The following is a 15,825-nucleotide window of genomic DNA, read 5'->3' as shown; positions in this document are numbered from 1 at the left end:
GCCTCCGGCCGGGGTCAGCCGCCCCTGGACTCCAGGGCGCCGGCCAGCCCCGGCTGGAGCCGGCGGGTCGCCTTCAGGTAGTCGGCCGTCCACACGATCCGGACCGCCGTGGTGACCGCCTGTCCGTGGCGGTCCTTCGGCCCGTGCCGCAGCAGCCGTACGAGCAGGGCCTCCACCTCGGCGTGGGGGCCCTGCGGCGTCGGGGGAGAGCCGTCGTCGCGCAGGCTGCCGGCCAGGGACTCGTACCAGCCGGAGATCCGCCTCGCCGCCGACCGCACCCCGAGCAGCGCCTCGGTCTCCGCGGCGCCGGGCGGCCGGGGCCCCGCGTGCCGCCACAGGCCGACCACCGAGTCCGCCGCGAGCCGTACCGCCGCGACCCCCGTGACCAGGGTCGTCATGTCGGCAAGGGGGACCGTCTTGGTGCCGCGCTCGGAGAGGTAACTGCGGAACGCGTCGTCGAGCCTGCGCGCGGCCGCGGCCGCCTCCCGGCTGTCCTGGATCGGGGGCGGCTCCTTGTCGAGCCCGCAGCGGTGCAGCGCGTACGACAGCGTCTGGTCCAGATAGCGGGCGGCGTCCGCGTACGCCTCCGCGAGCGCCCGGTCCACCGCGGCGGCGGCGCCCCGGGGCCAGAAGATCAGCCCCGCGAGCAGGCTCACCCCGCAGCCGATCGCGATGTCCTCCACCCGCAGCAGGGCGACCTGCCAGCTGGGGTCGCGGCCCACGTTGAACAGCACGACCAGCGTCACCGCGAACGCCGCCTGGCCCACCGCGAACGAGATCGGGGTCGCGATCCCGGCGGCCAGGACGGCGAGCGGCAGCAGCACCCACAGCACCCCGCCGTGGCCGCCGACGAGTTCGAGCAGCCCGGCGCCCACCAGCGCCCCGGCGGCGGTCCCGCCCAGCGCCCGCAGCGCCCGCTGCCCCGTCGCGACCGCGCTGGAGCTGAGGACCGACAGGATGCCCAGCAGCACCCAGAAGGAGTGCTGCACGTCCACGACCCGGATCACGGCGACCGCGAGACCGAGACCGAGGGCGCCGCGGACGCTGTTGTGCAGCCACACCGACTGCGGCCGCACATGGGAGGCGGCGCGTTCGAGGGCGGCGCGCAGGGGCGCCTGGAAGACGGCGGGGTCGTGCCCGAGGAGGCGCTCGGGCCAGCTGCGCCGCTCGGCCGCGGCCATGAGGCCGACGTTGTGGGCGATCTGCAGGGTGGCGAAGCACAGCTCGTGGGCGCGGAACGTCGACTCCCACCGCTCGATGAAGGTCGGCGCCGAGCCGTTCCCGGACGGCTCCGGCAGCGCGGGCAGCCCGTCCGTGGCCCAGCCGTCCAGGGCCTCCATCGCCTTGCGCAGGTCGGCCACGGCCTCCCGGAACGCCTCGGGCGAGCCGCGCGGGGCGTCGAGCAGCCCGGCCGCCCGCTCCAGCAGGGCCGCGGTGCACCGGCGGGCCCCGGTCTCCGGGCTGTCGTCGGCCGTCGCGATCGTCCGGGCGCCGTCGTCGCGCACGATGCCGTGCAGCCAGGTGAGCTCGTCGATCAGCCGCACCAGGGCGCGCGAGCTGATGGACAGCCCCGCCGGCCGGTACGGCGTGGCGTCGAAGGTGCCGCGCAGCGCGGCCAGCGCCTCGTCCGCGGCGGCCTCCGAAGCCTTGCGCCGTCCGGGGTCCGCGCCCGCGACGTCGTCGCGCAGCTGGGCGGCCAGGGCCCGGCAGGCGCGGGCCGCGGGTGCCGCCAGGGCGTCGTCCGGCGGCCGGGGCCACAGCAGGGTGACGGCCGGGAGCGCGACCGCCGCGGCGAGCCCGGCCCCGGCGAGCCGGGCGGGCAGCTCCGACAGCGGCACGGGCACGGTCAGCGGCAGGACGAACGCCAGCAGCAGCGGGGTGGACACCCCCGCGAGGACGGAGCTGACCACACCCGCGAACAGCACCAGGAAGCCGACGACGACCATGCCGGTGATCGCCAGCCACGCCCGCTGCGCCGCGAGGGTGCCGAGGCAGATCAGCACCAACCAGGCGACCGTCAGGCCCAGTTGCGCCCGCAGGCGCTGGGTGAGGGGGCCGGAGAAGTCCGTGAGCAGCAGCATCGAGAACGAGCCGAACGCGGCGAAGGTCGCCATCGTGGGCGACCCGATCACCTCGACGCACAGCGCGAACAGCGAGGGCATCACCAGCGCGGTGCGCGCGGCGCGACGGGTGGCCGCGAACTGCGGGTCGTGCTCGCGCAGCCAGTTCACCCTCCCACCTCCTGCCTCACGTCGACGGGCGCGCCGCTCCTCGATTATCGCGACCTTCCGTGGCGCAGGTCACATACACCATAACAACCATCCGGTTGTTTCCAGTCACGTGACGGGTCGGCCGCCCCGTCACCCGGCGGACCGGCCCCCGCCCGCGCCCGCACGGCCGTCCGGGCCCAGCCGTCGGCGCAGTCGTTTGACGCATCACACGCGCGTTCCAGCCGAACAGACTCCTCGGCATCGGACACGGCCCCTCCCGAGGCCGTCGGACACGAGAAACCGAGGACCACCCATGCTTTCCGCCCTCGCCACCGCGGTCGACGCACCGCTGACCCTGACCGAGAAGGACATCCCCGAGCCCGGCTTCGGCGACGTACTCGTCCGCGTGACCGCCTGCGGCGTCTGCTTCTCGGACCTGAACCTGGTCCGCGGCCACTACCCCTTCGCCCGGTTCCCCGTCGTCCCCGGACACGAGATCACCGGTGTCGTCGAGGCCGTCGGACCCGGTGTGACCTCCCCGGCCGTCGGAGCCACCGTCGGCGGCCAGTTCCTCTACGACTCCTGCGGCCACTGCGATCACTGCGTGCGCGGCGAGCAGATCCTGTGCGCCGCCAAGCGGGTCACCGGAGTCGTCGCGGACGGCGGCTACGCCGAGTACGTCCTGCTGAGGGCCGGCTACGTCACCGAACTGCCCGCCGCGCTCGACCCGGTGGCCGCGGCCCCGCTGATGTGCGCCGGCCTGACCGCGTTCAACGGGCTGCGCCAGGGCGGTGTCACGGCCGGCTCCCGGGTCGCGGTCGTCGGCACCGGGGGCATCGGCGCCCTCGCGATCCGCTACGCCGTCGCCATGGGCGCCCGGGTCGCCGTCGTCGGCCGCTCCGCACACGGCGAGGACGCCGCCAAGGCACTGGGCGCCGAACTGTTCGTCGCCTCCGCCGACCGCGACCCCGCGCAGGCGCTGAAGCAGTGGGAGGGCGGCGCCGACATCGTCCTCAACGCCGCCCCCTCCACCGCCGCCGGAGCCGCCGCCCTCGGCGGTCTCGCCCCCGACGGCACGCTCGTCTTCTGCGGCTACGGCCCCGACGCGCTCACCCTCCCGATCCAGCAGATGGTGCTCAACCGGCTGCACGTGATGGCCTCGCCGTCCGGCTCGCCGCACGACCTGCGCGACGCCCTCGCCTTCTCCGCGTCCCACGGCATCCTCCCCGACGTCACCCCGATCCGCCTCGACCAGGCCCCGGCCGCCCTCGACGCCCTGGGCGCGGGCCGCGCCGCCGGCCGCTCGGTCATCTCCTTCGTCTGACGACGGCCCGGCCCCGACCCGACCCCGCCCCGGCAAGAACCAGCGAAGACACCAGCAGAAACAGCAGCAGAAACAGCAGAGCAAACACCCACGAACAGGAGATCTCCCATGAGCAGGACCGTCCTCATCACCGGTGCCGGATCCGGGTTCGGCGCGCTGAGCGCCCGCGCCCTCGCCGAGGCCGGCCACACCGTCTACGCCGCCATGCGCGACACCCGGGGCCGCAACGCCGAGCGCGTCGCCGAGGCCGCGCGCTGGGCCGCCGAGCACCACGCCGACCTGCGCACCGTCGAACTCGACGTCCTCTCCCAGGAGTCCGCCGACGCGGCGATCGAGACCGTGTTCGCCGAACAGGGCCGGCTCGACGTCCTCATGCACAACGCCGGCCACATGGTCACCGGCCCGACCGAGGCGTTCACCCCCGAGGAGATCGCCGCCGTCTACGACACGAACGTCCTCGGCACCCAGCGCGTCAACCGCGCCGCCCTGCCGCGGCTGCGCGCCCAGGGCGGGGCCCTGCTGCTGTGGATCGGCTCCACCAGCACCCGCGGCGGCACCCCGCCCTACCTCGCCCCCTACTTCGCGGCCAAGGCCGCCATGGACTCCCTCGCGGTGAGCTACGCCGCGGAGCTGGCCCGGTTCGACATCGAGACGACCATCGTCGTGCCCGGCTCCTTCACCACCGGCACCAACCACTTCGCGACCGGCGGCCACCCCGCCGACGGGCGGACCGTCGCCGCGTACGAGGAGCGCTACCCCGGCCTCGTGGACCAGGTCGCCAAGCGGCTCGCCGCGCTCGCCCCGGCCGACGCCGACGTCGCCCAGGTCGCCGACGCCGTCGTGGCGGTCGTCGACACCCCGCACGGCGCACGGCCGTTCCGCGTCCACGTCGACCCGGCGAACGACGGCGCGGAGGAGGTCAGCGAGGTCGCCGACCGCATCCGCCGCGAGTTCCTGACCCGCGTCGGCCTGGAGGACGTCCTCCACCCGCACTGACACCCGTCCTCCACCCGACTGACACCCGTTTTTCACCCGCACCGGCACACCCCGCCATCCGCACCGCCACCACCCCCCACCCTCCCCAGCGCAGCACGAGACAAGGAGCACACGATGATCGACCAGACAGTCGAGCGGCCCGTCCGTACCCGCGGCCTGCTCATCGGGGGCGTGGAGACCCCCGCGGCCTCCGGGCGCACGACGGACGACGCCGACCCGGTGACCGGCGAGGTCCTCCTCACCGTGCCCGCCGCCGGACCCGAGGACGTGGAGCGGGCGGTGGCCGCGGCCCACGCCGCGTTCCCCGGCTGGTCGGCCACCGCGCCCTCCGCCCGCCGGGCCGTCCTGGAGAAGGCGGCCGACCTCCTGGAGGAACGCGCGGACGCGTTCACCCAGATCATGCTCCGGGAGACCGCGGGCACCCGGACATGGGCGGCCTTCAACATCCGGATGTCCGCCGAGCTCCTGCGCCAGGCCGCGACCATGGCCACCCGCCCCACCGGGGCCCTGCTCGCGAGCGACGTGCCCGGCGAGTGGTCGATGGCCGTGCGCTCCCCGGCCGGTGTGGTCGCCGCCTTCGTCCCCTGGAACGGCCCGCTCATCCTGTGCGCCCGCGCCGTCGCGGTCGCCCTCGCGACCGGCAACCCCGTGGTCATCAGGCCCAGCGAGGACGCCCCGGTCACCAGCGGCTACTTCCTCGCGGACGTGCTCGCCGACGCCGGTGCGCCCGCCGGTGTCGTCAACGTCGTCACCAACGACCGGGCCGACGCCCCGGTCGTCGTCGAGGCGCTGATCGCCGACGAGCGGGTCCGCCGGGTCAACTTCACCGGCTCGACGCCCGTCGGCCGCATCGTGGGCCGGCTCGCGGGCGAGCACCTCAAGCCCGCCATCCTCGAACTCGGCGGCAAGAACCCGATCCTGGTCCTCGACGACGCCGACCCGGAGTACGCCGCCTCGGGCGTCACCCTCGCCAAGTTCATGAACTCCGGCCAGATCTGCATGTGCGTGGACCGGGTGATCGTGCAGAACGGCATCGCGGACTCCTTCGTCGACGCCTTCGTCCGCAAGGTGGCCGCCCTCGGCCAGGGCGACCCGGACCGGCCCGGCACCCTCGTCGGACCGCTCGTCAACACCCGGGCGGCCGAGCGGGTCGCCGCACTGGTGGCCGACGCGGTGGCGAAGGGCGCCGAGGCGCTGATCGGGGGCGGGCCCGCCGACGGCGCGTTCTACCCGGCCACCGTGCTCGACAAGGTCACGCCCGACATGCGGATCTACCACGAGGAGGTCTTCGGACCGGTCGCCACGGTCTTCCGCGTCGACACCGTGGACGAGGCGGTCGACCTCGCCAACGACACCGAGTACGGCCTCTCCAGCGCCGTGTTCACCGAGAACGCCACCACCGGGCTCGACGTCGCGCGCCGGCTGCGGCACGGGGCCGCCCACGTCAACGACCAGTCCGTGGCCGACGAGCCGCAGGCGCCGGTCGGCGGCGTCAAGAACAGCGGCTACGGGCACTTCGGCAGCGAATGGGGCGCGGAGTTCTTCACCGAGACCCGCTGGGTCACCGTGACGGACCGTCACACCCCGTACCCCGTCTGACCGTTCGCCCCCCTGGCAGCGGCCCGCCGGAGCGACCGGCGGGCCGCTGCCACGAGCACACCGCACCGGCCCGCCGGGAACCGAGGAGCCCCGACATGACCACCGCCCCGCCCGACCGCCTCCTGACCCGGCTCGTCCGCGTCCGGCCCGCGCCGCAGCGCTACCGCACGGCCACGATCGCCGCCGTCTGCACCGCATTGCCCCTGTTCGCCGGCGCCGCCGCGCAGCGGCCCGCGCTGGGCGCACTCGGCAGCCTCGGCTCGCTCGCCGCCCTCTACGGCCGCCCCGGCGCGCCCGGCCGGGACGCGAGGGCCGCGGCCACGGCGACGCTCGCCCTCGCCACCGGGTTCCTCGTCTGCTCCACGGCACAGGGCCGGCCCTGGCCCGCCGTCCTCGTGACCGCGCTGTGGGCCGCCGTCGTCACCGTGGCCTGCGGGGCGCTCGGGGCCAGGCCACCGGGCATCGTCATGCCGATCCTGGTCGGCGCCGTCGCCACCGGCCTCCCCCCGGGCAACCCCTGGCCGGCGGCCGCCGCGATCACCGCGACCGGCCTCCTGGCCACCACCCTGATCTGGACGACGTCCCGCCTCCACGCCGCACTCCACCCGGCACCACCCCACCCGGAGTCCCGGCCCCCGCACGACCGCTCCGGGGACCCGCACCCGGCACTCCCCGGGGACCGGGGCGGGAGCCCGCCCACCGCCGCCCTTCCCCCGACCCCGGCACAGGACCGCCCCCCGTCGCCCCGGCACTCGGCGGGCCCGTCGCCGAGCGGCGCGGGGGCCGCCGCCGTGCCCGCCGTGGCGCCGGGACCGCCCCTCGCGAGCCGGGCCCCGTTCCTCCGATGGGCGAGGTGGTCGGTGCGTGGGGGTGTGCTCGCGTGGGCCGGGGTGCGCACCGCGGTCGGGGTGGGGGCCGGCGGAGGGCTCTCGGTGCTGGTGGGGGCGCCGCATCCGTTCTGGGCCATGGCCGCGGCGGGCGGTGTGCTGGCCGGCGGCAACCACGCGGCCGGCGTCCGCGACCGGGCCCTGCTGCGCGGCGCGGGTACCCTCGCCGGATGCCTCCTGGCCGGCGCCGTCCTGGCCCTGAGCCCCGGACACACCGCGACCGTGCTGCTGCTCGCCCTGCTGGCCCTGCTCACCGAGTGCGTCGTCGCCCGCAACTACGCCCTCGCGATGCTCTTCGTGACCCCCATGGCGATCCTGCTCGCCGTCCTCGTGTCCCCGGTGCCGCCCGCCCCCTGGGCGCTGACCGGTGAGCGCCTGCTCCAGACCCTCGTCGGCTGCGCGGGCGCCCTCCTCGCCGGACAGCTCGTGACCGCGCGCTGGGCGGTGGACCAGCGGCTCCGGGCGGTCACGGCCGTCCTCACGGCCACCGCCGACGTCCTGGAGCCGCGACCCGGGAGGCCCGCGGCCACGGGCGCCCTCGCACGGGCGCAGAGCCACCTCGGCCTCGTCGCCGAACGCACCGCGGGGGAGCGCGGCGCCGTGCGCGAGGCCATCGCCGTACTGGACGACCTGGTCCGGCACACGACGGCCCTGGCCGGGGAGGCGGCACACCGCACCGGCCCGCCCCCGCCGAGCGCACGCTCGTACGTCACCACCCTGCGCGCCCTCGCCGCCGCCACCGGGGCCGCCGCCGACCCCGGGACCGCCCGCGCGCACCTCACCGCGCTGGAACGCACTCCTGCCGACCCCGACTTGGCGGATCTGGTGACCGCGGTGCACCATGTCCTCGCCGCGCGCCCGGTCCGGCACCCATGACCCACGCCCGGCGGCCGGGAGCGGTGATCACGAGACGGTGACGGGCTTGCCTGGCGCAGATCAGGCCGTTTAGGCTGAAACACGCCTGGATGACGCCGTCGAGAAGAAGTCCCGCGTGATGAACACTGTGGCCGTCGCCGGCCACGGAGCAGTGCCGCACACAACGTCTCGGCGTCGACCGGGCCCCTCCGCGGCTGGAATGTGACCGCATGGGCGGGTATGCGGGCATCCGCTGTTGGTAATGCCGCATGGAGAAGAGGCCGGCCGCATGGACGATTTCCCCGCACCTCCGCCGCTGGACTCCGCCCGGCTCCTGGTCGGCCGCGGGGAGGAACTGGACTTCGTCCGGCGGTTCTTCACCAACGCCTCCGTCCAGGGCGGCGCCCTCGTCGTCACCGGTGACGCCGGCATCGGGAAGTCCGCCCTCCTCGACGCCGTGGCCGGCGAGGCACGGGAGCGCGGCAGCACCGTACTGCGCGTGGCGGGCGCCCAGTTCGAGGCGGACATCAGCTACTCCGGCCTCAACCAGCTCCTCGTGCCCCTGCTCGACCACCTCGACTCCCTCAACGAGGCCCACCGCGACGCCCTCCGCGTCGCCATCGGCATCGGCAGCGGCCCCGCCCCCGAGCGGCTGCTCGTCTCGACGGCCACCCTGCTCCTGCTGCGCCAGGTCGCCCAGGCGGCTCCCGTGCTGCTCGTCGTCGACGACGTGCCCTGGCTCGATCGCTCCACCGCCGTCGTCCTCGCCTTCGTCGCCCGCCGGCTCATCGGCAGCCGCATCGGCTTCCTCGCCGCCGCCCGCGCCCACACCGACGGCTACTTCGAACGCGGCGGACTGCCCGAGTTCGTCCTCCGGCCCCTCGCCGACGCCCCGGCCCACGAACTGCTCCAGGCGTGCCACCCGGGCCTCGCCCCCGGCGTGCGGCGCCGCATCGTCGCCGAGTCCCACGGCAACCCCCTCGCCCTCGTGGAACTGCCGGCCACGCTCTCCGAGCCCCAGCGGCAGGCCGAGACCGCCATGCCGGTGATCCTCCCGCTCAACGAACGCCTCACGGCACTGTTCGCCGAGCGCGTCGCCGAACTGCCCCCGCGCTGCCGCGAAGTGCTGATGCTCGCCGCCCTCGACGGCACGGGCGACCTGTCCGTCATCGAGGAGGCGGCCCTCGGCGCCCCCTACATCGACGACCTGGCACCCGCCGAACGCGCCCGCGTCGTGGCGATCGACCTCGCCTCCCACCGGCTCACCTTCACCCACCCGCTGCTCGCCTCGGCCGTCGTCGAGAGCGCGACCACGGGCGAACGCCGCGACGCGCACCGGGCGTTGGCCGAGACCCTCACCGCCCACCCGGAGCGCCGCGCCTGGCACCTCGGCGAGGCCGCCGCCCTCCCGGACGAGGAGGTCGCCAAGCTCCTGGAGGCCGCCGCCCAGCGCAACCTCGCCAAGGGCGACGCCACCGGAGCCGTCGCCGCCCTGACCCGTGCGGCCCGCCTCAGCCCGCTCGCCCAGGACAAGAGCCGCCGCTTGGCCGAGGCCGCCTACATCGGCGCCGACGCCGGCGGCGAACTGCGCAACGCCTCCGCCCTCCTGGACAGCGCCCGAAGAGCCGACCCGGCGCTGCGCGGCTCCCTGCTCGCGGCCGCCGCCACCGCCCATCTGCTCATCAACACCGACGGCGACGTCGACACCGCGCACAGCCTGCTCGCCGGCGCCGTCGAGGCCCACCCCTCCGTGGCCGACGCCACCGAGGAGTTCGCGCTCGCCGAGGCCCTGCACACCCTCCTGCTGCTGTGCTGGTACGGCGGACGCGCCGAACTCTGGACGCCCCTGCTCGCCGCCCTGGACCGGCTCGGCGACGCCGCGCCCGAACTGCTGTGGGTGGTCTCGCGCACCTTCGGCGACGCGGCCCGCACCGGCGCCGACGGACTCGCACGGCTCGACGCCGTGCTGAGCCGGCTGCCCGAGGAGACCGACCCCACCCGCATCATCCGCATCGGCACCGCCTCCGTCTACCCGGACCGTCTCGCCGACGTCCGCGAGGCGTCCTGGCGCGTGGTGCGGCAGGGCCGCCGCGGCGAGAGCCCCGTGCGCCGGCACCTCGGCGCCCTCATGCACATCTGCCTCGACCACTTCTTCACCGGCCGCTGGGACGAGGCCGACGCCCTCGCCGACGAGGGGCTGCGGCTGTGCGAGGAGCAGGAGTACAACTTCTTCGTCTGGTACTTCCGTTACTGCCAGGCCGTCCTGTCCGCGGTCCGGGGCCAGAACGACACCAACCGGGTGCTCACCGAGCAGATCATCCAGTGGTCCGCGCCCCGCGGCGCCCACGGCGCCGCCGTGTGGGGAGCCCAGGCGCGGGCGCTGTCGGCCCTCGGCGGCGGCGACTTCGAGGAGGCGTACCGGCAGTCCTGCCTGGTCACCCCGCCCGGTGAACTGGCGGCCTTCGTGCCGCACGCCATGTGGGGCGCGCTCGACCTGGTGGAGTCCGCGGTCCGCACCGGCCGTACCGCCGAGGCCCGCGCGCACTCCGCCGCCCTGCGGGCGTCGGCCATGGCCGACCTGTCACCCCGGCTGCGCCTGCTGGTCCGGGCCGCCGGGGCGCTCACGGCCGCGGACCACGAGGCCGCCGAGCTGTACGAGGCAGCGCTCGCCGACAGCGACGCGCGCCGCTGGCCCTTCGAGCACGCCCGCGTCCAGCTCCTGTACGGCGAGCAGCTGCGCCGGGCCCGCAGCACGGGCGCGGCCCGCACCCAGCTGTCGAACGCGCTCGCCGTGTTCAGGGGCCTGGGCGCGACCCCCTGGGCGGAGCGTGCCGCCACCGAGCTGCGGGCGGCCGGCGAGAGCCTGCCCCGGGAGGCGGGGGAGGGCGGCCGGGCAGCCGTACTGACGCCGCAGGAGCGGGAGATCGCCGCACTGGCCGCCTCCGGCCTGACCAACAAGCAGATCGGCGAGCGTCTCTTCCTCTCCCACCGCACCGTCGGCTCGCACCTCTACCAGATCTTCCCGAAGCTGGGCATCACCTCGCGGGCCGCGCTGCGCGACGCCCTGGCCGCCCTCGACGCCGGGACGGCGGAGAGCTGAACCGGGCGGGCCCGTCCTTCCAGTCAGATGACTGATGCACCGGTTCCGGTGCCGTCCCATCCTGGACGCAGCGGCCCCCGCCTCCGGCGTACCGGCGGCCGGGCGTGCGACGCGCCGCGGTCCAGTGAGGGAAAGACGATGACAGATGAGCGGTGACGACGGCCTGAGCATCCACTGGCCGGCCGGGTTCACACCCACCGACGCCGACTACCACTTCCGGGCACGGACCACCGTCAAGGCACCGCCCGGTGCGGTCTTCGAGCGGCTCGTCGACCTCGCGCAATGGCCCCGCTGGGTGCCCGGCGTCACGCACGCCGGGCCGGCGACCCTGTCCGGCTCCCCCCTGGGCATGCAGGAGTCCTTCCGCTTCCGGCTCTACGGCATCGAGCTGGAGTGCCTGATCGGCGAGTGGCAGCCCGGCGCCCGCCTCGGCTGGTCGGGCCTCGGCCCCGGCCTGCACTTCTACCACGCGTGGACCTTCAGCCCACGGCAGGACGCGACGACCGTCGTCAGTGAGCAGACGGCCCGCGGCCCGATGGCCGTGACCATGCGCGACGCCCACCCCGAGTGGGAGAACTTCCTGCGGTACGGCTGGCTCGCCGAACTGAAGCGGTGCGCCGAGGTCCGCTGACGCGCCCCGCCCGTGCTCACTCCGGCAGCGGCAGACCCAGCGCGATCATGCCGGCGCTCAGCCCGGCCCAGGTGCGCACGTCCCGGCCCGTCAGCTCCTGCCAGCGGTCCAGCCGGTAGCGGACCGTGTTGGGGTGGACGTGCAGGGCCCGGCCGGTGCCGGTGAGGGAGAAGCCGTGCCCGGCGAACGCGCGGACCGTGTCGGCGAGGTCCGGATGCGCCCGCGCGACCTCGCGGCACGGCCCGAGCAGCGCGGCGAGCCGGTCCGCCTGCGGACGTACCGTCGCGATCAGCCAGTCCCGCTCGAAGGCGGCCACCTCACCCGGACCGGCGGCCGGCAGCACCGCCAGCGCGTCCACGATGCTCACGCTCGCCCCCGCGAGCCCCGCCCTGACCAGCCCCACCCCGACGGCGGCCCCGGGCACCAGCCGCCGCATCACCTCGGCCAGGTCCTCGGCCGGGGCGCCCTGGAGGACGGCGACGAGCACGGTGTCGCGGACCGCGCACAGCAGCGTGCCGCGGCGCGCGTCCGGCGTCTGCCTGAGCGCCGTCACCTCCTCGTCCGGCCAGGCGTCCGCAGGGGAGCACACCGCCTGGAAGGCGCCCGCCGGGTCGAAGCCGAGGGTCTGCGCCATCCGCGTGTGCTCCGCCGTGAGCGGGCCGCCCGCCGCCAGCGCGCCCAGGAGGCGGTGGGTGAGGGCGAGCCGCGCCGCGTCCTTCGCGCGCACGGTCTCCCCGTACGCGTCGGCCGCCGCGCTGCCGGCCTGCTCGATCCACAGCCACACCGTGCCGACCAGACCCGCGAGCTCCGACCGCATGGCCTGGTCCCCGGGCCCGACCCGGCCCAGCAGCGTGTTCCACATCTCGCGGTAGCCCACGTGGTACGCGCTCATCATCGACTCCATGGCCAGCCCCTGCCGGGCCCGGCGCCGGCCCAGCTCCCGCGCCCGCTCGCTCGCCTCGGGGGACGGCGGACGCCGGGTGATCAGCCCCGTGAGCAGCCCCTCGTACTGGAGCGTCACCGCCTGCTCGTGCTCGGCGCGGTCCACCACCTCGTAGCCGGGGACCTCCCGGCGGATGCGGTCGACGATCGCCGGGACCAGGGACCCCAGGTCACCGGCCACCGCACGGCACAGCTCCACCACCGACTCCCGAGCCGCCACGAGCGTCCCCGCCTTCCCCGGGCTTCCCCCGGCTTTCCCGGTCCTTTCGGCCAGGCTAACGGCCGCCCTGTGGAATCCACAGTTTCACCGCCCCCGCTTCTCCGATCCCTCCGTAGCGGCGGCCTGCGCCGGAAAACGATGCTGGAGCCATGAGCGCGAACGACCCGCCCGCGACCGTCACGGTCGCCGAGTACCTCCTGCGACGCCTCTCCGCCCTGGGCGTGCACCACCTCTTCGGCGTCCCCGGCGACTACAACCTCGCACTTCTGGACACCGTGTTGGACTTCCCGGACGTCGACTGGGTCGGCACCGCCAATGAGCTCGGCGCCGCCTACGCGGCCGACGGCTACGCCCGGGTACGGGGGTTCGGCGCCCTGCTGACCACCTTCGGCGTGGGGGAGCTGAGCGCCGCGAACGGCGTCGCCGGAAGCTATGCGGAGTGCGTGCCCCTGGTGCATGTCACAGTCGGCCCCGCCCAGAGCGCCGAGCGCGCCGGAGCCGTCGTGCACCACACGGCGGCCGACGGGGACTACGACCGCTTCGCCCGCGCCCACGCACCCCTCGTCTGTGCGTCGGCCGTGCTCCGGCCCGACACGGCGGCGGCCGAGATCGACCGCGTCCTGACCACCGCCCTGCGCGAGAGCCGGCCCGGGTACCTCCGGCTGCCCTCGGACGTGGCCGCCGTACGGGTCGGGGCCCCCACCGCGCCGCTGGACCCGCGTACGGAGACGGACGAGGAGAGCCGGGCCGCCTTCCGGGACGCGGCCCGCGCCCGCCTCGCCGGGGCACGGGACGTCACGGTCCTCGCCGACTTCCTCGCCCACCGCCACCACTCCCGGGCCCCGCTCGCCCGGCTGATCGAGACGGGCCGCCTGACCTGGTCCACCCTGTCGTCGGGCAAGACCGTGCTCGGCGAGGACACCCCCGGATACGCCGGGGTCTACTCGGGAGCGCTCGTGGAACCCCGGGCCCGCAGGGCCGTGGACGAGGCCGACCTGCTGATCCGCGTGGGCGTCGTCCTCGCCGACACCACCACCGGCGGCTTCACCCACGGCTTCGACCCCGAGACGGGGATCGACGTGGGCCCCCGCACCGCGCGCGTCGACGGCAAGACCTTCGAGCGGCTGCCGATGGCCGACGCCCTCGACGTGCTCACCGCACTCGTCGAGGGACGGCCCGGCGGGACACCCCCGGCACCACTCGCCCCACCCCGGCCCGAGGCGCCCGTGCCCGCCGCGCCGGACGCGCCCCTGACCCAGGAACACCTGTGGGACACCCTGGCCGCCTGGACGGAACCCGGCACGACGGTCGTCGCCGAACAGGGCACCTCGTTCTTCGGCATGTGCACCCGGCGCCTGCCGGGCGGCGCGACGTTCATCGCCCAGCCCCTGTGGGGATCGATCGGCTACACCCTGCCCGCCCTCCTCGGGGCCCAGCTCGCCGACCCGGCACGGCGCGGCCTGCTGCTCATCGGCGACGGCTCGGCCCAGATGACGATTCAGGAGCTCGGGACCCTGGCCCGCCGGGGACTCACCCCGGTCATCGTCCTCGTCGACAACGACGGCTACACCGTCGAACGGGCCATCCACGGCCCCCGCGCCCCCTACAACGACATCGCCGCCTGGGACTGGCAGGCCGTCCCGGCCGCGCTCGGCGCACCCGACGCCCTCGTCCTGCGGGCCACCACACCCGCCGAACTCACCGACGCCCTGGACCGGGCCCGCCGGGCGACCGACCGCATGGTCCTCGTCCAGGCCCGCACCGGCATGGACGACGTACCCGAACTGCTGCACCGGCTCGCCGAGAGCGTGCGCAACCGAAACGGAGGACAGGCATGACCCACGCGACCGCACCCGCACCCGAGCCCGTCGAACGGCTCGTCATCGTCGTCGACCAGGACCTTCCCCTGGGACACCTGGCGAACGCCGTCGCCGTGGCCGGCCTCGTCGTCGGAGCGACGATGCCGCATCTGCTCGGCGCCCCGCTCACGGACGCCGACGGCCTCGCGCACACCGGCACCTACACGACGGGCCTGCCCGTGCTGCGCGCCGACCGGGACGCACTGCGTCTGATCGCGGCGCGGGCCGTCGAACGCGGCCTGGGACTGTGCGAGTTCCCCGCCGTGGCACAGACCACCAACAGCTACGAGGAACTCACCTCACTGGTCGCGGGCACCCCCACCGAGAAGCTCCAGCCCGCCGCCATCGCGGTCCACGGTACGCGCAAGGCGGTGAACAGCCTCACCGGGAGCCTGCCCCTGCTGCGCTGACGCCCTGTCACCCGCCGGACGGCGGCGACCCCGCCGCCGTCACCCGCCCGACGGCAGCAGCCGGTCCGTCATCGCCTCGACCGCGGCGATCACCGCCGCGCGGTGCCGCTTCAGCCGGGCCTCCTCGGCGTCCTCGCCCGGATTGCGGATGGCCGGCGGGGTGGCCAGCCAGGACTGCGCGGCGGACAGCGCGATCATCAGCGCGTCCATCCCGGTCTCCAGGTCCGCGCCGTAGGCGTCCGCCACGGCCTGTGCCTTCTCCAGGTGCGCCTGGAGCTCCTGGGCGGAGGCCTCGGGCTTCTCGAGGGTCTTCCAGTGGGTGAGGCGGATCAGGTCGGGGTCGGCGATGAAGGCGTCGAAGAGGGCGGCGGTGTAGGCGGGGAGGTCGTGGGCGGTGAAGGGCACGACGTCGGCGAGGATGCGCAGGCGGTTGCCGAGGACGGTGTCGAAGAGCTCGTTCTTGGACCCGAAGTAGGCGTAGATGGCCTGCTTGTTGGCCGGGGCGTTCTTGGCGATGCGCTCGACGCGGGCTCCGGCGAGGCCGTACGCGACGAATTCGGCGTAGGCGGCCTCGATCAGACGCGCACGCGTGGCGGAGGAGTCGTAACCCATGGCGCCAGTTTAAAGACAAGCGTCTGGTTTGAGAAAAGCCCATGGCCGGGAGGCGCCCGTGAACGGCCGGGCCGCCCCGGTGCGCGGGGGTCGCGCAGCCGACCACGGGGCCGGGGCCGGCGCCCCACCCCCCCAAAGTGGGGACCACCGGCCACCCCAACACGAGCGCCAAACCGCAGG

At 75.2% G+C, this 15,825-nt stretch carries 11 protein-coding genes; 8 read left to right on the top strand and 3 right to left on the bottom strand.

The features are described 5' to 3' along the window. Positions 1 to 14 precede the first annotated feature (14 nt). Positions 15 to 2,231: an FUSC family protein gene (locus AB0F77_RS34440; RefSeq protein ID WP_361955857.1), complete on the bottom strand. Its 2,217-nt coding sequence runs from the start codon at positions 2,229 to 2,231 to the stop codon at positions 15 to 17. Between the two features lie 292 nt (positions 2,232 to 2,523). Here AB0F77_RS34440 and AB0F77_RS34435 point away from each other — a divergent pair, with 292 nt between their 5' ends. The 6 genes from AB0F77_RS34435 (at position 2,524) to AB0F77_RS34410 (ending at position 11,602) form a co-directional block, all read left to right on the top strand. Next, complete coding sequence (locus tag AB0F77_RS34435) at positions 2,524 to 3,534, top strand: alcohol dehydrogenase catalytic domain-containing protein (protein ID WP_361955855.1); 1,011 nt, start codon at positions 2,524 to 2,526, stop codon at positions 3,532 to 3,534. Positions 3,535 to 3,642: 108 nt separating this feature from the next. Continuing rightward, positions 3,643 to 4,530: an SDR family oxidoreductase gene (locus AB0F77_RS34430; RefSeq protein ID WP_361955853.1), complete on the top strand. Its 888-nt coding sequence runs from the start codon at positions 3,643 to 3,645 to the stop codon at positions 4,528 to 4,530. Between the two features lie 114 nt (positions 4,531 to 4,644). Then, positions 4,645 to 6,129 (top strand): aldehyde dehydrogenase family protein, encoded by a 1,485-nt coding sequence (locus tag AB0F77_RS34425; protein WP_361955851.1) that lies wholly within the window; start codon positions 4,645 to 4,647, stop codon positions 6,127 to 6,129. Between the two features lie 95 nt (positions 6,130 to 6,224). Continuing rightward, positions 6,225 to 7,892: an FUSC family protein gene (locus AB0F77_RS34420; protein ID WP_361955849.1), complete on the top strand. Its 1,668-nt coding sequence runs from the start codon at positions 6,225 to 6,227 to the stop codon at positions 7,890 to 7,892. 268 nt (positions 7,893 to 8,160) lie between these two features. Further along, positions 8,161 to 10,971 carry an AAA family ATPase gene (locus AB0F77_RS34415; RefSeq protein WP_361955847.1) on the top strand — a complete coding sequence of 937 codons (2,811 nt, stop codon included), beginning with the start codon at positions 8,161 to 8,163 and terminating at the stop codon, positions 10,969 to 10,971. A gap of 145 nt (positions 10,972 to 11,116) precedes the next feature. Further along, positions 11,117 to 11,602 (top strand): SRPBCC family protein, encoded by a 486-nt coding sequence (locus tag AB0F77_RS34410; RefSeq protein WP_361955845.1) that lies wholly within the window; start codon positions 11,117 to 11,119, stop codon positions 11,600 to 11,602. Positions 11,603 to 11,618: 16 nt separating this feature from the next. Here the strand turns inward: AB0F77_RS34410 and AB0F77_RS34405 are convergent, their stop codons facing one another. Next, positions 11,619 to 12,764: a helix-turn-helix domain-containing protein gene (locus AB0F77_RS34405; RefSeq protein ID WP_361955843.1), complete on the bottom strand. Its 1,146-nt coding sequence runs from the start codon at positions 12,762 to 12,764 to the stop codon at positions 11,619 to 11,621. A gap of 149 nt (positions 12,765 to 12,913) precedes the next feature. Here AB0F77_RS34405 and AB0F77_RS34400 point away from each other — a divergent pair, with 149 nt between their 5' ends. Then, the gene (locus AB0F77_RS34400; protein WP_361955841.1) at positions 12,914 to 14,602 is read left to right on the top strand and encodes a thiamine pyrophosphate-binding protein; all 1,689 of its coding nucleotides are present in this window, start codon (positions 12,914 to 12,916) and stop codon (positions 14,600 to 14,602) included. Continuing rightward, positions 14,599 to 15,033 (top strand): DUF2000 domain-containing protein, encoded by a 435-nt coding sequence (locus tag AB0F77_RS34395; protein WP_361955839.1) that lies wholly within the window; start codon positions 14,599 to 14,601, stop codon positions 15,031 to 15,033. Before AB0F77_RS34400 ends, AB0F77_RS34395 begins: the two co-directional genes overlap by 4 nt. A gap of 39 nt (positions 15,034 to 15,072) precedes the next feature. Here the strand turns inward: AB0F77_RS34395 and AB0F77_RS34390 are convergent, their stop codons facing one another. Further along, complete coding sequence (locus AB0F77_RS34390) at positions 15,073 to 15,645, bottom strand: TetR family transcriptional regulator (RefSeq protein WP_361955837.1); 573 nt, start codon at positions 15,643 to 15,645, stop codon at positions 15,073 to 15,075. Positions 15,646 to 15,825: the final 180 nt, after the last annotated feature.

This window comes from Streptomyces sp. NPDC026672, from assembly GCF_040638185.1.
GTDB lineage: Bacteria > Actinomycetota > Actinomycetes > Streptomycetales > Streptomycetaceae > Streptomyces.
This window is presented reverse-complemented; position numbering and strand designations above follow the sequence as displayed.